The following is a 20,537-nucleotide window of genomic DNA, read 5'->3' as shown; positions in this document are numbered from 1 at the left end:
GCCCCGGATCTGGGGCAGGGCCGGGTTCTGGCTCGACGCGAGAGGTGAATGCACTCGAATGGAAACTGCCCGCCGCTCCGCTCGTGGTAGCCGTCGCCGCCGCTCGGGCAGCCCGCTGTTCGGACAGCTGCTCACCGCAGCGGTGGAGTCCTCGGCTTCCTCGGTCGCGATCCGGTTCAACCCAACGGGTGAACCCACCGACGAGCGCACCCTCACCTATCAGGAACTGGATCAGGCGTCCTCGCAGGTCGCACGTGAGCTGATCGACCGCGGTGTCGGTCCGGGTGATGTGGTGGCGATCGGCATCGCCCGCAGCCTGGAATCGGTGCTCGCAGTGTGGGCCGTCGCCAAGACCGGCGCCGCCTATGTACCTGTCGACCCCGGGTATCCGGCCGACCGCATCAATCACATCGTCTCCGATTCCGGCGCTGCCATCGGCCTGACCACCATGGCGCATCGTCCGGTGCTCGGCACCGGCGTGTACTGGGTGGTGCTCGACGATCCGGTGCTGTCGGAGCGGATCGAGAAGCGGCCGAGTCATCCGATCTCCTATGCCGACCGAGTGCGTCCGCTGGACGAACGCCATCCCGCCTACGTCATCTACACCTCCGGTTCGACCGGGCGACCCAAGGGCGTCGTGGTCACCCACACCGGTCTGGCCGGCCTGGTCGCCGCCGAACGCGAGCACTACGGGGTGACCGAGGACTCGCGGGTGCTACACGTCTGCTCGCCGAACTTCGATGTCTCGGTGCTGGAGCTGCTGCTCGCCTTCACCTCGGGTGCGACGCTGGTGATCGCGCCGCCGACGGTGTTCGGCGGGTTCGAGCTGGCGGATCTGCTGCGCCGCGAGCAGGTCACCCACATGCTGATCACGCCGGGCGCGCTGGAATCGGTCGATCCGACCGGGCTCGACGACCTCGAGGTTGTCGTGGTCGCCGGCGACAAGTTCGGTCCCGAACTGGTCGGGCGCTGGGCCGATGGGCAGGAGTTCTACAACGGTTACGGCCCCACCGAGGCCACCATCCTGGCCACCAGCACCGCGCAGATGACCGCCGACGGTCCGATCACCATCGGTTCCGCCATCCCGGGCGTCGGTGCGTTCGTGCTGGATTCGCGGCTGCGGCCGGTGCCCGCCGGTGTGGTCGGCGAACTGTACCTGTCCGGCCCCGCGCTGGCGCAGGGCTACCTCGGGCGTCCAGGCCTGACCGCCGAGCGGTTCGTTGCCAGCCCCTTCGGCGCCGATACCGGCAACCCAGGTGCGCGGCTGTACCGCACCGGTGACCTGGTGCGCCGCACCGAAACCGGGGGGGCCGACGGCGGGGTCATCGAATACCTCGGCCGCTCCGATTTCCAGGTCAAGATTCGCGGATTTCGGATCGAGCTCGGCGAGATCGACAACGCGCTCACCGGCCATCCGGATATCGACTACGCGGCCACGCTCGGCAAGTCGCTGCCCTCGGGCGCGACGGCGCTGGTGTCGTACGTGCTGCCGCGCGCCGGGACCACCGTCGACACCGGCGAACTGGCCGATTTTATCGGTGAATCGCTGCCGGGATACATGATTCCGGCATCGATCATGGTGCTCGACGAGATTCCGCTGACCACGGTCGGCAAGCTCGACCGGGCCGCGCTGCCCGAACCGGTCTTCGCCGCGCGGGCCTTCCGCGCGCCGTCCACACCGGTGGAGGAGATCGTCGCCGACGTTTTCGCGGCGCTGCTGGTCTCCGGTGCGGACGAGCGGGTCGGTGCGGACGACGACTTCTTCGAGCTCGGCGGCAACTCGCTGTTGGCCGCCCAGGCCGCCGCGCGGATCGGCTCGGCACTGGATGTGCGGGTGCCGGTGCAGTTGCTGTTCGAGGCGACCACCGTCGCCGCGCTGGCCGCACGGGTGGAACAGCATTCGGGCTCGGCCGCCGGTCGGGCGCTGACCGCAGCGACTCGCCCCGAGCGGATTCCGCTGTCCTACGCCCAGCAGCGGATGTGGTTCCTCAACCGCTTCGATCCCGGCAGCGCGGTGAACAACATCCCCGTCGCCGTGCGCCTGTCCGGCCGCCTGGACGTGGACGCCCTGCGCGCCGCGGTGCGTGATCTGACCGAACGTCACGAGGTGCTGCGCACTCGCTATCCGGAGGTCGACGGCGAGGGCTACCAGCTGGTGCTGCCGATCGGCGACCCGCGTGCGGTGCCCGCGCTGACAGTCGAGCCCGCAACCGACTCCAAGGTGCCCGAGCTGGTGGCGGCCGCGGTGACAGCGGGATTCGATGTCACCGCCGCGCCGCCGGTGCGGTTGCGGCTGCTGGTGCTCAGCGAAACCGAGCATGTGCTGATCTGCGTCATCCACCACATCGCCGGTGACGGTTTCTCGATGGGCCCGCTGACCCGCGATCTGATGGCCGCCTATGTGGATCGCACGCATGGCGGCGCCCCGGAATGGCCGCCGTTGCAGGTGCAGTACGCCGATTTCGCGATCTGGCAGCGCGAGATCCTCGGCACCGAGGACGATCCGGAATCGGTGCTGGCCCAGCAGATCGCCTACTGGCGCAACGAATTGGCCGCCCTGCCCGAGCAGCTGGAGCTGCCCGCGGATCGGCCGCGTCCCGCCGTGGCATCCCACCGCGGCGCAACGCTCGGCTTCGAGATCGACGCCGACGTGCACGCCGCGCTGACCCGCCTGGCCCACCAGCACAATTCGACCCTGTTCATGGTCGTCCACGCCGCGCTGGCCGCACTGCTGGCCCGGCTGTCGGGGACAAGGGATATCGCCATCGGCACGCCCGTCGCGGGCCGCGGTGAGGCCGCGCTCGACGATCTGATCGGCATGTTCGTCAACACGCTGGTGTTGCGCAGCGAGGTCGATCCCGGCGCGTCCTTCGATGAGCTGCTCGCCGCGGTCCGCCGCACCGATGTGGAGGCCTTCGGCCACGCCGATGTGCCGTTCGAGCGCCTGGTCGAACTGTTGGATCCGGTGCGGTCGGCCTCGCGGCATCCGTTGTTCCAGGTGATGCTGACCTTCCAGAACCTCGCGCAGACCGAGCTGGAACTTCCCGGGCTGAAGGTGGCCGGGGTGGATCTCGCGGTGCCGCTGGCCAAGTTCGATCTGCAGCTCGCGCTGGCGGAGAACATCGACCGCCATGGTGCGCCGCAGGGCATCTCGGCCGCGTTCACCTACGCCACCGACCTGTTCGACGCCGCCACCGTGCAGGATTTCGCCGACCGTTTCGGTCGCATCCTCGCCGCTGCGGCCACCGATTCCACCGCGATCATCGGCGATGTCGATGTGCTGGCACCCGGCGAACGCGAGCTGGTGCTGCGTGAATGGAACACCCCCGGTGTGTCGATCCCCGAGGTGACGCTGGTCGACCTCATCCAAGCGCAGGCGCGCAGGCGCCCCGATGCCGACGCCATCCGATTCAACGGCACCAGCCTCGGCTTCGGTGAGTTGCAGCGTCGTGCGAATCGGGTGGCGCGTGCCCTCATCGCCAAGGGAGCGGGTCCGGAAACCCTTGTCGCCGTGGCACTGCCGCGCACCGAGGAGCTTCCGGTCGCGTTGCTCGGCGTGCTCACCGCGGGTGCGGGCTATCTGCCCATCGACACCACCTACCCGGCGCAGCGACTCGAGTTCATGCTCGATGATGCGAAACCGACCTGCATCCTGACCACCGCTTCCGAACTCGATGCCGTTCCGGCCGGTGACATTCCGGTGGTGCTGATCGAGGACACCGCGGCCTTCTCCGCGGGTACAGTCACCGATGCCGACCGGATCGCCAAGCTGCGGCCGGACAATCTGGCCTACGTCATCTACACCTCCGGTTCGACCGGTGTACCCAAGGGCGTCGGCGTCGCCCACCGCAATGTGGTGGAGCTGTTCGCCAATACCCAATCGCAGTTCGAGTTCGACGAAACCGATGTGTGGACGCTGTTCCACTCCTACGCCTTCGACTTCTCGGTGTGGGAGCTGTGGTGCGCGCTGGCCAACGGCGGCGCTGTCGTCGTGGTCGACTTCCTGACCTCGCGATCTCCGGAACAGTTCCGCGAGTTGCTGATTCGCGAACAGGTGACGGTCCTGAACCAGACGCCGTCGGCGTTCTACCAGCTGGCCGAAGCCGACCGGGCCGTCCATCCCGACGACGAGGGCAAGTTCGCGCTGCGCTACGTGGTCTTCGGCGGTGAGGCGCTGGATCTGCGTCAGCTGCGGCGCTGGTACGAGCGCCACGGCGGTCCCGATGCGGCGGAGAACAGCTCGCCGTGGCTGGTGAACATGTACGGCATCACCGAGACGACGGTGCACGTGTCGTTCCTGTCGGTCGACGAGCAGCTGGTGGACAACCCGGCCAGCGTCATCGGCCGGGCACTGCCCGGGCTCGATGCCTTCGTGCTCGACGACCGGCTGCATCCCGCGCCGGTCGGTGTGGCGGGGGAGATCTACGTCGCGGGTGCCCAGCTCTCGCGCGGCTACCTCGGTAGGCCAGGGCTGGCGGCGACCAGGTTCGTGGCAAACCCGTTCGGCGCGCCGGGATCCCGGATGTACCGCACCGGCGATATCGGTCGCTGGGTCGGTTTCGGCGGTCGGGCCAACCTCGAATACGCGGGCCGCAGCGACCAGCAGGTGCAGCTGCGTGGCTTCCGCATCGAGCTCGGCGAGATCGAGGCGGCGCTGCAGCGCTGCGCAGGTGTCGGCCAGACCGTCGCGCTGGTCCGCTCCGATGAGCACTCCGGTGACCGGCTGATCGGTTATGTCGTGCCCGCCGCGGATCGCGCGCCCGGCACCGACCTCGATCCGGTGGCGCTGCGCACCGAGGTCGGTGAATTCCTCACCGGTTATATGGTTCCCGACGCCATCGTCGTACTCGACGCGCTGCCGTTGACCCCCAACGGCAAGCTCGACCGCCGGGCCCTGCCCGCACCGGAGTTCGTGTCCGGTGCGGCCTTCCGCGCGCCGGGTTCGCCGGTGGAGCAGGCCGTGGCCGAGGTGTTCGCCGGACTGCTCGGCGCGGCCGAGGTCGGTCTCGACGACGACTTCTTCGGTCTCGGCGGCAACTCGCTACTCGCTACTCGTGCGGTGGCGCGGATCAACGAGGCACTCGATGCCGATCTCGCGGTGCGCGAGCTGTTCGAAGCCCCGACCGTCGCCGAGCTCGCGGCTCGGGTGGAGCCGTGTGTGGGTGGTGGCGCCGCACGGCCGCCGTTGAAACGGGCCGAGCGCACCGATCGGGCGCCGCTGTCGCTGGCGCAGCAGCGGATGTGGGTGCTCAACCAGTTCGATCCGGCCTCGCCCGCCTACAACATTCCGCTGGCCATCCGGCTCTCGGGCGCGCTCGATGTGCCCGCGCTGCGTAATGCGGTGGCCGATGTGCTGGAACGGCACGAGACCCTGCGTACCCGCTACCCGGCGGCATCAGGTCGGGACGAGGTGGCCTATCAGGAGATCCTGACGGTGAGCGCCGCACTGCCCGGCGGGTTGGAGACGGTGACCACCGCGGACCCGATCAGCCGGATCACCGAACTGATGGCTACCGGATTCGATGTCACCGAACAGGTTCCGGTGCGCGCACTGCTGCTCGGCAACGGCGCCGACGAACATCTGCTCGCGATGGTCGTGCACCACATCGCCGCCGACGGTGCGTCCATGGCGCCGCTGGCCCGCGATCTGATGACCGCCTACCTGGCGCGCATCGGCGGCAATTCGCCGCGCTGGTCGCCGCTCGAGGTGCAGTACGCGGACTTCGCGATCTGGCAGCGTGCGGTCATCGGGACCGATGACGACGAGAACTCGATTGCCGCACGGCAGTTGGCGTACTGGCGCAATCAGCTCGACGGTCTGAGTGGCGAGCTGGAGCTGCCGCTGGACCGGCCGCGTCCGGCCATCCCGTCCATGCGTGGCGCGTCGACCGGGTTCGCCGTCTCCGCCGACGTACACGAGGCACTGACCCGGCTTGCGCGTGAGCACAATTCGACGCTGTTCATGGTCGTGCACGCCGCACTCGCGGTTCTGCTGTCGCGGCTGTCGGGCGATGTGGATGTGGCCGTCGGTACGCCCATCGCCGGTCGTGGCGAACGCGCACTCGACGATCTGGTCGGCATGTTCGTCAACACACTGGCATTGCGCACCCGGGTCGAGGCCGCAGGCACCTTCGGTGAGCTGGTCGACCGGGCCAGGGAGACCGATCTGGCGGCCTTCGCGAACTCCGACATTCCGTTCGAGCGGGTCGCCGAGGTCGTCGCACCCGGACGGGCGACCGCGCACAATCCGCTGTTCGGCACGGTGCTCTCGTTCCAGAACAACGAGCAGCCCAGTTTGCAGTTGCCCGGCCTGACGGTGACCGCGCTGGACGCGGGCGCCATCGCCGCGAAGTTCGATCTGCAGGTCAATGTCGATCCGCGACATGAGGGCGACGGGACCCCTGGTGACCTGATCACCGTCCTGACCTACGCGACCGACCTGTTCGACGAGTCGACCGCGCAGGCCTTCGGCCGACGCTTCGAGCGCATCCTCACCGCGGTGGCTGCCGACCCGCAGATCCGGATCGGCAATATCGATATCCTCGATGCCGCCGAGCGGGAACGGATGACGGCCGCGCCTGTGGCCAAGCCGGCGCAGGCCGAGGTCGCCGTGACGGCGGGTACCGCACTGAGCCAGACCCTCGCCGCCACCGTCGAAGACGATCCCGAGGGCCCTGCGGTCGTCTCCGGGGCGGAGGTGTTCACCTACCAGGACCTCGACGCCGAGTCGTCGCGGCTGGCGCGGGTGATCATCGCTCGTGGCAGCGGTCCCGGTGCGGGTGTCGCGGTACGGCTGGATCGCGGCGTGGACGCGATGGTCGCCGCCTGGGCGGTGCTCAAGGCGGGTGCCGCGGTGGTGCCGTTCGAGGCGATCGGCGCGGCGACCGCGGCGGGCCTCGAGGTCAAGGTCGGTATTACCGCCGGCGGAGTTCAGGCGGTCGCCGGTGTCGATTGGCTCGTGGTCGACGACCCGTCGGTGAGCGCTGAGATCGCCGCGGAATCACCGCGGCCGGTCACCTACGCCCATCGCACCCGTGCCCTGCGTGGCTCCGATCTCGCCTACGCGGGCGCGATGTCGGTGAGTTACGACGACCTCGCCGCCGCGGCCGCGCGGTTCGTCGCGACAGCCGAGCTGACCTTCGAATCGCGGCTGTTCCAGCACGGCAGCGCCGCCGCGTTCGGTGCGCTGGTCGAGGCGGTCGCGGCAGGTTCGGTCGGCGCCTCGGTGGTGCTGGTGCCTGGCACGGCGGGGCTCACCGATGAGCTGGCCGACGAGTGGGTCACGCATGTGCTGACCGATCAGGCGGGCCTCGGCGCCATCGACCCGGCGGCGCTGGAGGATCTGCGGGCTGTGGTGATCGACGGTGACGGTCCGGCGCCCGCCGCGTGGTCGGGTGTCGAGACCGTGCTGACGCTGTCGGATCTGCGTCGCGGCTGAGCGCGTTTCTGGCGTCCCGCGGGCGGGTCTCGATCCGCCCGCCGGACGGTCGACGCCGTCGTGCAGTCCGGGCCCAAACCGTCGAAGAGTTGGCTGGTCAAGTGACCAGCCAGTGTTTCGCTCAGTGAATGCCCCATGAATTCTTGCCCCGATAACTCGGGTCGGTGCAGGTGGGCAAGGCTTGTGATAAGTGACACAGCTTATCGGTTTGGCGAATGGGCAGAAGCGCTGGAAGCCTGGCGAAGACGTGTTCGACAGCTAGGTGGGCAGACTTTCATGATTCGTGCAGTCGATGGACGACTGACTCATGAGCGGCGGTCCTCGGTGATCGGTGTCGGAGGATGCCGTAGGAGCTACCGCCGATGACTCGTCCCGCTCGTGTACGGCCGACCCGTACCCGGCGGCCGAGGGTAACCACACTTCCGCAACTGATGGCAGCTGCTGTCGAGGCGAATCCGGGCGGTCGTGCCGTCGTCTTCGCCGACGCGGGCGCCTCCCGCGGTCAGCTGGGCTATGCCGAATTGGACGAAATGTCCACCAGGCTGGCACGTTTGCTGATCGACCGGGGTGTCGGACCCGGGGATCTGGTCGCTGTCGGCATACCCCGCTCCATCGAATCCGTTGTCGCCGTATGGGCTGTGGCCAAATCGGGCGCCGGGTTCGTGCCGATCGACCCGAACTATCCCGCCGACCGGGTCCAGCACATGGTCAAGGACTCCGGCGTCGTGGTCGGCCTGACCGTCGGCGCCGTCGCGGAAATCCTTCCGGGACATGTTGATTGGCTGGTCATCGACGACCAGGCCGGGGCGCGGGTGCGTGATCAGTACACGGCGGAACCGATCACCTTCGCCGACCGAGTGCGTCAACTGCGGGCCGAACATCCTGCCTACGTGATCTATACGTCGGGTTCGACCGGTCTGCCCAAGGGTGTTGTCGTTACCCAGGCGGGGCTTTCGAGCTTCTGCGACGAACAGCGTGAGCGGTACCGGGTCGGTACCGGTTCGCGCACACTGCATTTCGCCTCACCCTCATTCGATGCGTCCGTGCTCGAGCTGCTGCTCGCGCTCGGCGGCGCGGCGACCATGGTGGTGGCGGCGCCGACGGTGTACGGCGGCGACGAGCTGGCGAGCCTGCTGCGGCGTGAGGGTGTGACGCACGCGTTCATCACGCCTGCGGCGCTGGCCTCGGTGGATCCGGCCGGGCTGGACGATCTGCGGGTCGTGGTGGCCGGTGGTGAGGCCTGCCCGCCGGATCTGGTGCGGCGCTGGGTGCGCCCGGTCGCGGACGGCACCAGGGAATTCTTCAATGGTTACGGTCCGACCGAAACCACCATCATGACCAATATCAGTGCGGCACTGAGCCCGGACGACACCGTTACCATCGGTGGCCCCATCCGCGCGATCACCGAATACGTGCTGGACGAGCGCCTCACTCCGGTGCCGACCGGGGTGGCCGGCGAGCTCTACATCGCGGGTGCGCAGCTGGCACGCGGCTACCACGAACGGCCGGGCCTCACCGCGCAGCGCTTCGTCGCGAATCCGTTCGATGACAATGGTTCTCGCCTGTATCGCACCGGTGATCTGGTGCGCTGGAATTCGGCTGGGGACCTGGAGTACCTGGGCCGCAATGACTTCCAGGTCAAGATTCGTGGCTTCCGGATCGAGCTCGGCGAGATCGATGCCGTGCTCGGCCGGCACGCGTCGGTCGACTTCGCTGTGACCGTTGGGCACCGGCTCGACAGCGGCGCAACGATTCTCGCCGCTTTCGTGCATCTCGCCGACGGCGCTACGGTCGATACGGCCGCGTTGCTGGAGTTCGCGAGCAACAGTCTGCCGTCCCATATGGTGCCGACCTCGGTCACGGTCCTCGACGAGATCCCGCTTACCCCGGTCGGCAAGCTGGACCGGCGCGCCCTGCCTACGCCGAGATTGCAGACCAAGACGTTCCGTGAGCCATCGGGCCGGACCGAACTGCTGGTTACCGAGGTGTTCGCCGAACTGCTCGGCACAGAGGCCCCGATCGGCGCCGATGACGATTTCTTCGAGCTCGGCGGCAACTCACTGATCGCCACCCAGGCCGCCGCGCGGCTCGGCGCCGCCGTCGACGCCAGGATCGCCGCGCGGGTGATTTTCGAATCGCCGAGCGTGACGGCGCTGGCCGAACGCCTGGACGACGAGACCGGCAGTGGTGGGCGCCGCGCGCTCGCGCCGATGGACCGGCCGCAGCACATTCCGCTCTCGCTCGCCCAGCAGCGGATGTGGTTCCTGAACCAGTTCGATACCGCGTCGGCCGCGAACAATATTCCGTTCGCACTGCGGCTTACCGGTGCTCTCGACCTCGCCGCGTTGCGCGCGGCCATCGGCGATGTGCTCGACCGGCACGAGAGCCTGCGCACGGTGTATCCGGCGACCGATGGTGCCGGGTATCAGGTGATCCTGCCTGCCGAGCAGGTGCTGCCGGAGCTCACGCCTGAGCCCATGTCGCCCGAGCGGCTGCCGGGATGGCTGGTCGAGCGGGCGCTGGCCGGGTTCGATGTGGCGGCCGAGGTGCCGCTGCGCATCGAGGTGGCCGAGCTGGGCTCCGACGATCATGTGCTTGCCGTGGTCGTGCACCACATCGCGGCCGACGGTACGTCGATGGCGCCGCTGGCGACAGATCTGGTGACGGCGTACCTGGCGCGGATCGAGGGCGACGCACCCCGGTGGGAACCGCTGCCGGTGCAATACGCCGACTACACGTTGTGGCAGCGCGATGTGCTAGGTGACGAGACCGACCCCGAATCGCTCGCGGCCCAGCAACTCGTCTTCTGGCGTGAGGCCCTGGCCGGTATTCCGGATCGGCTCGACCTGCCCGCGGACCGCGCGCGTCCCACCCGGTCGTCCGGACGGGGCGGCACCCTGACTTTCGCGATCGACGCCGCAACCATGACCCGCCTTGACCGCATCGCGCAGGATGCGGGCGCCTCGCTGTTCATGGTGGTGCACGCCGGTTTCGCCGCGCTGCTGGCCCGCCTGTCCGGTTCCGGCGACATCACCATCGGCACGCCGGTGGCCGGCCGCGGTGAACGTGAGCTGGACGGGTTGATCGGCATGTTCGTCAACACGCTGGTGTTGCGGACCCAGATCGATCCGGACGCGAGTTTCACCGAACTGCTCGCCGCGGTGAAGGACACCGACCTCGCGGCGTTCGCCCATACCGAGCTGCCGTTCGAGCGACTGGTGGATGCACTGGATCCGGTGCGTTCACAAGCGCATCATCCGTTGTTCCAGGCCGCGCTGTTCTTCCAGAACATGACCGCGCCGGCGTTGGAATTGCCCGGCCTGACGGCGACTGCGGTCGAATTCGATGGCGCAGTAGCCAAATTCGATCTCCAGCTCACCGTCACACCGCAGGCGGATGGCGGCCTGTCGGCCATGTTCACCTATGCCACCGATCTGTTCGACGAGTCATCGGTGGCCGAGTTCGCCGCCAGGCTGCGTCGAATGTTGCGTGCGGTTGCCGCCGATCCGAGCCGGATGATCGGCGATGCCGATCTGCTGTCGATCGTTGAGCGGGACCGAATCCTGCACGAGTGGAACGACACCCGCAATCCGCTGACCCCCGAGTTGCTGCTGGACGGCTACCGGCATGCCGTCGCCGCGCACGCCGACGCGGTGGCGCTGGTGTACGAGGGCGGGCAGCTGACCTACCGCGAGTTCGACGAGCGGGTGAATCGGCTGGCCCGGCTGCTGATCGAGCAAGGTGTGGGCGCGGAGTCGCTGGTCGGCCTCGCCGTACGGCGTTCGCTGGATCTTGTTGTCGGTATGTATGCGATCGTGGCCGCCGGCGGTGCGTATGTGCCGTTGGATCCGGATCATCCGGCCGAGCGGATCGCGCACATCCTGGATACGGCTCAGCCGGTCGCGGTCGTCACGACAACCGCCGATGCGGTGGAAGTTCCTGCGGGAACCCCGGTTCTGCGCATCGATGCCGTTGACCTGGAGCGTTACGACGCGACGCCGCTCCGGTCGTCGGAGCTGCTGCGTCCGGTGCTCCCGGAGCACCCCGCCTACGTTATCTTCACCTCGGGCTCCACCGGGCGCCCGAAGGGTGTGGCGGTCACCCATGCCGCTATCAACAATCAGATCGAGTGGATGCTCACCGAGTACCCGCTCGGCCCGGATGACGTCTACCTGCAGAAGACCGCGACGACGTTCGACGTGTCGCTCTGGGGCTTCTTCATGCCGTTGCGGGCAGGCGCCAAGCTCGTCATCGCGACGCCGGACGGGCATCGCGATCCCGTGTATGTCGCGGAAACGATTGCCGCGCAGCGGGTGACGGTCACCGACTTCGTACCGTCGATGCTGACGGTGTTCGCCGCGCACACCGCGCCCGGCTCCTGCCCGAGCCTGGCGCATCTGTTCGTCATCGGTGAGGCGCTGCCCCCGGAGACCGTCGCAGCGGTCCGCTCGGTGACCGATGCCGCGGTACACAACCTGTACGGCCCCACCGAAGCCGCGGTCTCGGTGACCTACTGGCAGGCCGACCCGGCCGAGCAGCGGTCGGTGCCGATCGGGCTGCCGCAGTGGAACACCCGGGTCTACGTACTGGATTCGCGGCTGCGGCCGGTCCCCGCAGGTGTGGCAGGTGAGCTGTATCTCGCGGGTGATCAGCTGGCGCGCGGCTATGTGCGTCGGCCGGACCTGACCGCTGATCGCTTCGTGGCCAACCCCTTCGGCGCCGGCGAGCGCATGTATCGCACGGGTGACCTGGTGGTCTGGCGTGGTCATGCCGATGACGCCGTCCTCGATTACCTGGGCCGCACCGACTTCCAGGTGAAGTTCCGTGGTCAGCGCATCGAGCTGGGGGAGATCGAGACCGCGCTGCTCGCGCAGCCGTCGGTGAGCCAGGCCGTGACGCTGGTCGTGCCGACCACGCTGGGTGACCAGCTGGTTGCCTATGCGGTGCCCGCACCGGGCATGATGATCGATCCGCAGGAGCTGCGCGCGGCGGTCAGCGATACCCTGCCGTCGTACATGGTGCCCGCCGCGATCGTCGCGTTGGCCGGGTTCCCGTTGAACCCGAGCGGCAAGCTGGACCGTACAGCGTTGCCGGAGCCGGTATTCGAATCCCGCGAGTTCCGCGCACCGTCGACTCCGGCGGAGGAAATCGTCGCCGGGGTGTTCGGCGAGGTGCTCGGCATCGGCCGGATCGGCGTGGACGACGACTTCTTCGCTCTCGGCGGCAATTCGCTGATCGCCACACAGGCCATATCGCGGCTAGGTGCCGCGCTTGGGGTTCGGGTGCCGGTGCGGGCTCTGTTCGAGGCACCCACCGTCGGGGCGCTTGCGGCCGCGGTGGAATCGAAGACACCTGGCCGCCGGACGGTCGAGCTTGGCAGTATCGAACGGCCGCACCAGTTGCCGTTGTCACTTGCGCAGCGGCGCATGTGGTTCCTCAACCGCTTCGACCAGGACGCCGCCGTGGGTTCGGCGGCCTACAACCTGCCGTTTGCGCTGCGGCTGACCGGCGCCCTCGATGTCGACGCACTCGGTGCGGCGCTGGCCGATGTGGTCGCGCGGCACGAGGTGTTGCGGACGGTGTACCCGGAGACCACGGATGGTCCGGTGCAGGTGGTGCTGCCACCGCATGCGGGTGCTCCGGTGCTGAGCGTGCGTTCGGTACCCGAGTCCGAAGTTCCGGAGGCGGTATACGCGCTCGCCTCGACACCGTTCGACGTGACCGACGAGGTCCCGTTGCGGGCCGTGCTGCTGCGCGTGCAGGATGCGGACGCCGCGGCCATCGTCAGGCCTGCCGGCGGAGTCGACGGCCAGACCGCGGGGCGGCTCACCGGCGGTAGTCGTGCTGGCACCTATGTGCTCGCGGTCGTGGTGCACCACATCGCAGGTGACGCGTCGTCGATGGCACCGCTCGTTCGTGACGTCATGGTCGCCTACGCCGCGCGGGCCGCCGGTGCGGCACCGGAGTGGCAGCCGCTGCCGGTCCAATACGCCGACTACGCGCTCTGGCAGCGCGAAGTACTCGGCGCCGAAGACGATGCGGATTCGGTTGCCGCGCAGCAGATCACGTTCTGGCGCGAGCAGCTGGCCGGATTGCCCGATGTGCTCGAGCTTCCCGCCGACCGGCCGCGGCCTGCGGTCGCGTCGATGGCCGGTGCCCGGGTGCCGTTCGAGATCGACGCCGACACCCACGCCGGTCTGGTCGCAGTGGCGCGGGCGCACAATGCCACGCTGTTCATGGTGGTGCACACGGCGTTCGCGGTGCTGCTGTCTCGGCTGTCGGCGTCCGGTGATATCGCCATCGGAACGCCGGTGGCCGGGCGCGGGGAACGCGAACTCGACGATCTGATCGGCATGTTCGTCAACACCGTCGTCTTCCGCACTCAGGTCGCGGGCGGCGAATCGTTCGCCGATCTGCTCGCCCGGCAGCGCGAGTCCGACCTGCAGGCCTTCGCGCACGCCGACATTCCGTTCGAACGCCTGGTAGAGGTGCTGAACCCACCGCGTTCGACCGCCCATCATCCGCTGTTCCAGGTCGGCATGTCCTTCCAGAACGTCGCGCGCGCGGAACTGGAGCTGCCCGGCCTCGCTGTCAGCGCTGTGGACGCCGATCTGGATGTGTCGCAGTTCGATCTGCACCTGATCGTCGGCGATGCGTACGACTCCTCGGGTGCGGCCACGGGCATCGGCGGTTTCTTCACCTACGCCACCGATCTTTTCGACGCGTCCACCGTTCGTGCCTTCGCCGACCGGCTCGCCCGCGTGCTGGCCGCGGTAGTGGCACGCCCCGACGTCGTCGTCGGTGATATCGACGTGCTGGACGCCGTCGAACGCGAGCGGGTGACCCTCGGGTGGAACGCCACCGAGCACACGCTCGCCGGTGACGCCGCCCCGACGCTGGCGGCGATCCTGGATGCGGCCGTCGCAGCCGCGCCGGACCGCATCGCGCTCGTTGCCGATCAGAGCGCCGAGCCGCAGACCGAGTCCGCCCACGCCGGCGACCGACCCGCACCGACGCGCGACGCGAGCCCGGCTCGCCCTGGCCTTGTGAGCCTCACGTATGCCGAACTCGATGCGCGAGTCAACCGGCTCGCCCGCCACCTCATCGCCACGGGCGTCGGCCCGGAGGCTCGGGTTGCGCTGGCATTGCGACGGTCGATCGATCTGGTCGTGGCGATGTATGCGGTGATCCGTGCCGGTGGCGCCTACGTTCCGATCGATCCCGACCAGCCAGCGGAGCGGACGCGCTATATCCTCGAGACGGCCGATCCGGTGTGCGTGGTGACCAACGCCGAGGCGGGATTCGTATCGGTCAGCGCGCCGGTGGTTTCGCTGGACGACCTGGATCTCGATGCGTTCAGCGCCGTGGCGATAACCGATGCCGATCGGGTGGCGCCGCTGCGCGCGGATCACACCGCGTATGTGATCTTCACCTCCGGGTCCACCGGACGCCCCAAGGGTGTCGCGGTACCGCATCGCGCGATCGTCAACCAACTCCATTGGAAGACAGCCGAATTCGGCCTGACCGCCGATGACACCGTACTGCTGAAGACGGCCGCCACCTTCGACCTGTCGGTGTGGGAGTTCTGGTCTGCCGTCACATGCGCCGGACGCCTGGTCATCGCCACCCCTGACGGCCACCGCGACCCCGCCTACCTGGCCGAGCTCATCGCCGACCAGGGGGTGAGCACCCTGCACGCGGTTCCGTCCATGCTCGACGCCCTTGCCGACGCAGGCCTGCCCCGCTCGCTGCGCCGCGTCCTCGCCATCGGGGAGGCCCTGCCCGGCGCCCTGGCCCAACGCGTGCTGCGGGAGCGCCCGCGTATCGAACTGTTCAACCTCTACGGCCCGACCGAGGCGGCCGTCTCGATTACCGCCCACCGCGTCACCCCGGCCGACCAGGCGTCGGTACCCATCGGTGCGCCCGAATGGAACAGCCGTGTCTACGTGCTGGACTCACGTTTGCGCCCGGTCGCGCCCGGCGTTACGGGCGAGCTGTACCTCGCCGGAACCCAGCTCGCCCGCGCCTACGTCGCCCGCCCGGACCTGACCGCCGAACGTTTCGTCGCCAACCCCTTCGAACCCGGCACCCGCATGTACCGCACCGGCGACCTCGCCCGATGGGTGGCTGCATCGCGCAGCGATTCGATGAGGGGTGGTGGCCGGGCGACGGGCGGGCACCGAGCGGGTGAGCTGGAGTACCGGGGCCGCACGGACTTCCAGGTGAAGATCCGTGGTTTCCGCATCGAATTGGGCGAGATCGAAGCCGCCCTGCTGGCGCTGCCTGGGGTGGCACAGGCTGCGGTCGTGGCCAGGCCCGACACGCACACAGGTGACCGGCTGGTCGCCTATCTCGTGCCCGACTCGGTGGACTCTGCCGTCGAGCCGCGGCATGCCGCCGCAGTGCCGGAGGTTCGCCCCAAGGGTCTCGGCGGCACAGCGGGCGGGTTTGCCGACCAAACAGACGGCGAGCTGACGAGCGAGCGTCCGCGGCACGGGGCGCACGAGTCTCGACATCATGCGCACGAGTCCTCGCCGCTCGTCGTCGATGGTGCGGCGGCGAACGATCGGTCGCGGCACCGTGCGCACGAGTCCTCATCGCTCGCCGTCGATGTGTCAGCGGTGAAAATGGCTCTGTCGGAGGCGCTTCCGTCGTACATGGTGCCATCCGCATTCGTCGTGCTCGACGCGCTGCCCCTCAACGTCAACGGCAAGCTCGACCGCAAGGCGCTCCCGGAGCCCGAGTTCGATGCCAAGGAGTTCCGCGCGCCGTCGACTGCGACCGAAAAGATCGTTGCCGATGTCTTCGCCGCTGTCCTCGGCGCCCATCAGGTCGGTGCCGACGACGACTTCTTCTCCCTCGGCGGCAATTCACTGCTGGCGACGCAGGTCGCTGCCCGGCTGGGTGCGGCGCTGGACGGCAGGGTCCCGGTGCGGACGTTGTTCGAGGCATCGACCGTCGCGGGTCTCGCGCTGAAGCTGGAGCAGCATGCCGGTTCCGGCCGCCACGCCCTTACCCCGATGCCACGGCCGGACAACATCCCGTTGTCGCTGGCCCAGCAGCGGATGTGGTTCCTCAACCAGTTCGACACCGCCTCGTCGGTCTACAACATTCCCGCCGCCATTCGGCTGACCGGGGACCTGGATACCGAAGCGCTGGCCGCGGCAGTCGGTGATCTGGTGGCGCGGCACGAAATCCTGCGCACCACTTACCCACAGACCGACGACGGCCCCATCCAATCCGTCGCCGACACGGTGTCGGTCCACCTGGCAGCACGGCCGGTCGACGAGCACCAGGTGGTCAACGCGGTACGCGACATCGTCACCGCGGGATTCGATGTGACGTGCGAACTCCCGTTCCGCGCCGGACTATTGCGCATCACCGATACCGACCACGTCCTGGTTTTCGTCGCCCACCACATCAGCGCCGACGGCTGGTCCATGGGCCCGCTCACCCGTGACCTGATGCTCGCCTACGCGGCGCGCAGCGGCGGCGACGATCCGCGGTGGACGCCACTGCCGGTCCAGTACGTCGATTACAGCCTGTGGCAGCGCGAAACCCTCGGCGACGAAGCCGATCCGGACAGCGTCCTCGCCACCCAGACCGGCTACTGGCGCAACGCGCTCGCAGGCCTGCCCGAGGAACTGCCGCTGCCCGCGGACCGGCCCCGCCCTGCCGCCGCGTCCTATCGCGGCGAGACCTTCGCCATCGACCTCGATGCCGAACTGCATGCCGCTCTGGAACGCGTCGCCGCCGAACACGATGCGACGCTGTTCATGGTGGTCCACGCCGCACTCGCCGTACTGCTCGCGAGGCTGTCCGGCACCACCGATATCGCGGTCGGTACGCCGGTCGCCGGTCGCGGTGAGGCCGAACTCGATGAGTTGATCGGCATGTTCGTCAACACGCTGGTCCTGCGCACCGAGGTCGATTCCGCCGCCGGATTCGACGCACTGTTGCGGGAGGTCCGCGGTACCGATGTGGCGGCGTTCGGCCACGCCGACGTCCCGTTCGAGCGGCTGGTCGAGCTGCTCGACCCGGTGCGCTCGGCGGCGCGGCATCCGCTGTTCCAGGTGATGCTGACCTTCCAGAACCTCGCGCAGACCGAGGTGGCCCTGCCCGGTCTCACCGTATCGGCCGTTGACCTCGACGTCGCGGTGGCCAAGTTCGATCTGCAGGTCACCATTGCCGAGCAGCCCGACGCCGCGGGCATGAGCGCGGTGTTCACCTACGCCACCGACCTGTTCGACGCCACGACGGTGCGGTCGTTCGCCGACCGCTTCCGGCGGGTTCTCGCCGCCGTCGCGGCCGACGCGGGCACCGTCATCGGTGATATCGACCTGCTCGCCGCCGGCGAACGCGATCGCGTGCTGCACGCCTGGAACACCCCCGGCGCCTGGGTGCCCGGCACGACGCTGCCGGATCTCATCGCCGAGCAGGCCTGGCGCCGCCCCGACGCCGTCGCCATCCGGGCCGGTGACACCACGCTGACCTTCGCCGAGTTGCAGCGGCGAGCCAACCGGGTCGCCCGTGCCCTCATCGCACGCGGTGCCGGACCCGAATCTCTGGTGGCGGTGGCGGTCGCGCGCACCGAAGACCTGCCGGTGGCCCTGCTCGGTGTGCTCGCCACCGGCGCGGCCTACTTACCGATCGACGCCACCTACCCGGCCCAGCGGCTCGAGTTCCTGCTCGAAGACGCAACCCCGGTCTGCGTGCTCACCACCTCCGCCGAACGCGATCGCGTCCCGGTGGGGGAGCGGCCGGTGGTGCTGCTCGAGGACACCGCCGACTATTCCGACGCCCGGATCGACGACGCCGACCGGACGGCCCCGCTGCGCGCGGACAACCTGGCCTACGTCATCTACACCTCCGGTTCCACCGGCGTCCCCAAGGGCGTCGGCGTCACGCACCGGAATGTGGTGGAGCTGTTCGCGAATACCCAGCCGCTGTTCGGGTTCGGACCCGGCGATGTGTGGACGCTGTTCCACTCCTACGCCTTCGACTTCTCGGTGTGGGAACTGTGGTGTGCGCTCACCCACGGCGGCAGCGTGGTTGTCGTCGACTACCTCACCTCGCGATCTCCGGAGTTGTTCCGCGAGTTGCTTATCCGCGAACAGGTGAGTGTGCTGAACCAGACGCCGTCGGCGTTCTATCAGCTGGCCGAAGCCGATCGCGACGCCGACGGCGAATTGTCGCTGCGCTATGTGATATTCGGTGGCGAGGCGCTGGACTCCCGCAGGCTCGCCCGCTGGTACGAACGTCATCCGCTCGACGCGCCGCGGCTGGTCAACATGTACGGCATCACCGAAACGACGGTGCACGTGTCGTTCCTGTCGCTGCAGGAGGACACCGCGCGGCGTTCCGGCCTCATCGGCCGCGCCATCGCCGGACTCGATGCCAGGGTCCTCGACGATCGGCTGCATCCCGCTCCCGCGGGTGTGCAGGGCGAAATCCACGTCGCCGGCGCCCAGCTGACCCGCGGCTACCTCGGCCGTCCTGGCCTGACCGCGACGAGGTTCGTGGCCGATCCGTACGGTGCGCCGGGCTCCCGGATGTACCGCACCGGTGACGTCGGTCGTTGGCGTGACACTGTCGCACCGACGGCTCTGGAGTACGCGGGTCGCAGCGATCAGCAAGTCCAGCTGCGGGGATTCCGGATCGAACTCGGCGAGATCGAAGCGGCCCTGCTGCGCTGCCCCGGCGTCGGCCACGCCGTCGCCGTGGTCCACACCGACGCCACCACCGGCGATCGGCTCATCGGCCACGTCGTCCCTACGGCGGGTGCCACGCTCGACACCGCACAACTGCGCGCCCAGGTGGGAGAGTTCCTCACCGGCTACATGGTTCCGGACGCCTTCGTGGTGCTCGATGCCCTCCCGCTGACCCCGAACGGCAAACTCGACCACCGCGCGCTGCCGGAACCCGAGTTCGCGGGCGCGACCACCTTCCGCGCCCCGGAAACCGAACTCCAGCAGGCGGTGGCCGAGGTGTTCGCCGACCTGCTCGGCGCCACCCGCGTCGGACTCGACGACGATTTCTTCACCCTCGGCGGCAATTCGCTGCTCGCGACAAGGGCGGTGAGCCGCCTGCGTGCGGTCACCGGCGTCTCGGTGGCGGTGCAGTGGTTCTTCACCGACGCCACCGTCGCGGGCCTGGCCACCCGGCTCGAATCGCCCGCACCGGAGCTCGACGCCGGTGCCGCCCTCGAGGTCCTGCTGCCGCTGCGCCCAGAGGGTGCGGCCGAACCGCTGTTCTGCGTCCACCCCATGTACGGGCTGGCCTGGTCCTACGCCGGACTCACTCGGCATCTGCCCGCAGGGGTGCCGTTGTACGGGCTGCAATCGCCCGCACTCTCGGGCGAGGGCGAGCTCCCGGAGACGCTGGCCGAGCTCGCGCATCGTTATCTGACCGAGATCCGCACGGTCCAGCCGCACGGCCCGTACCGGCTGCTCGGCTGGTCCCTCGGCGGTGTGCTGGCACATGCCATCGCCACCGAACTGCAGGCCGCGGGCGAAGAGGTCACGCTGCTCGCCATGCTGGACAGCCATCCCGACCCCGATGTCGCCGGATTCCGTGCCGCCGTACGGGAGGCGCTGGCCGAACTCGGTCTCGGTACCGAGGTGCTCGGCGACGGCGATGATGTCTACGACCTCGGTGACGAGGCATTGGCCACATTGCACGCGATGATCCCGTCCGAACTGCTCGCGCTCACCCCGGAACGTTTGCGGCGGGTCTACCGCGGGGCGGTCCGCTCGGCCGAGTTGATCTCCGGATATCGACCCGGCGTCTTCGACGGGACCGTCGAGTACTTCAGCGCCGCCCTCGCGCATCCGCGCCAGGTCACCGGGTCGCCGCGAGCTGCGGATTGGCAGCCGTATGTCTCCGGTTCGGTGATGGACCACCCTGTTCCGGTGAACCATGATCAAATGACCGCACCCGCGGCGCTGGAAGTGATCGGCCCGCGCCTGGCCGCCCTGCTCGAACCGTCCGCCTGAGGCGGACGTTGGCCGTGCCCGCCCGCGTCTTGCGCGGGCGGGGGATAATCGGGCCCGGTAGTTCGTCGGTGGCAACGATGAACCGCCACGAACGGTAACGATCG

General features: G+C 68.8%; 1 protein-coding gene and 1 pseudogene. Both read left to right on the top strand.

The features are described from left to right. The first annotated feature begins 58 nt into the window (after positions 1-58). Complete coding sequence (locus GV792_RS09610; RefSeq protein ID WP_163823692.1) at positions 59-7,438, top strand: non-ribosomal peptide synthetase; 7,380 nt, start codon at positions 59-61, stop codon at positions 7,436-7,438. Positions 7,439-7,902: 464 nt separating this feature from the next. Beyond that, positions 7,903-20,433 (top strand): annotated as a pseudogene (locus tag GV792_RS09605) (amino acid adenylation domain-containing protein); the annotation flags it as partial. Positions 20,434-20,537: the final 104 nt, after the last annotated feature.

Source organism: Nocardia cyriacigeorgica, from assembly GCF_010868145.1.
GTDB classification, from domain to species: domain Bacteria; phylum Actinomycetota; class Actinomycetes; order Mycobacteriales; family Mycobacteriaceae; genus Nocardia; species Nocardia cyriacigeorgica_D.
The sequence above is the reverse complement of the archived record's forward strand: the minus strand, read 5'-3'. Positions and strand labels throughout refer to the sequence as shown.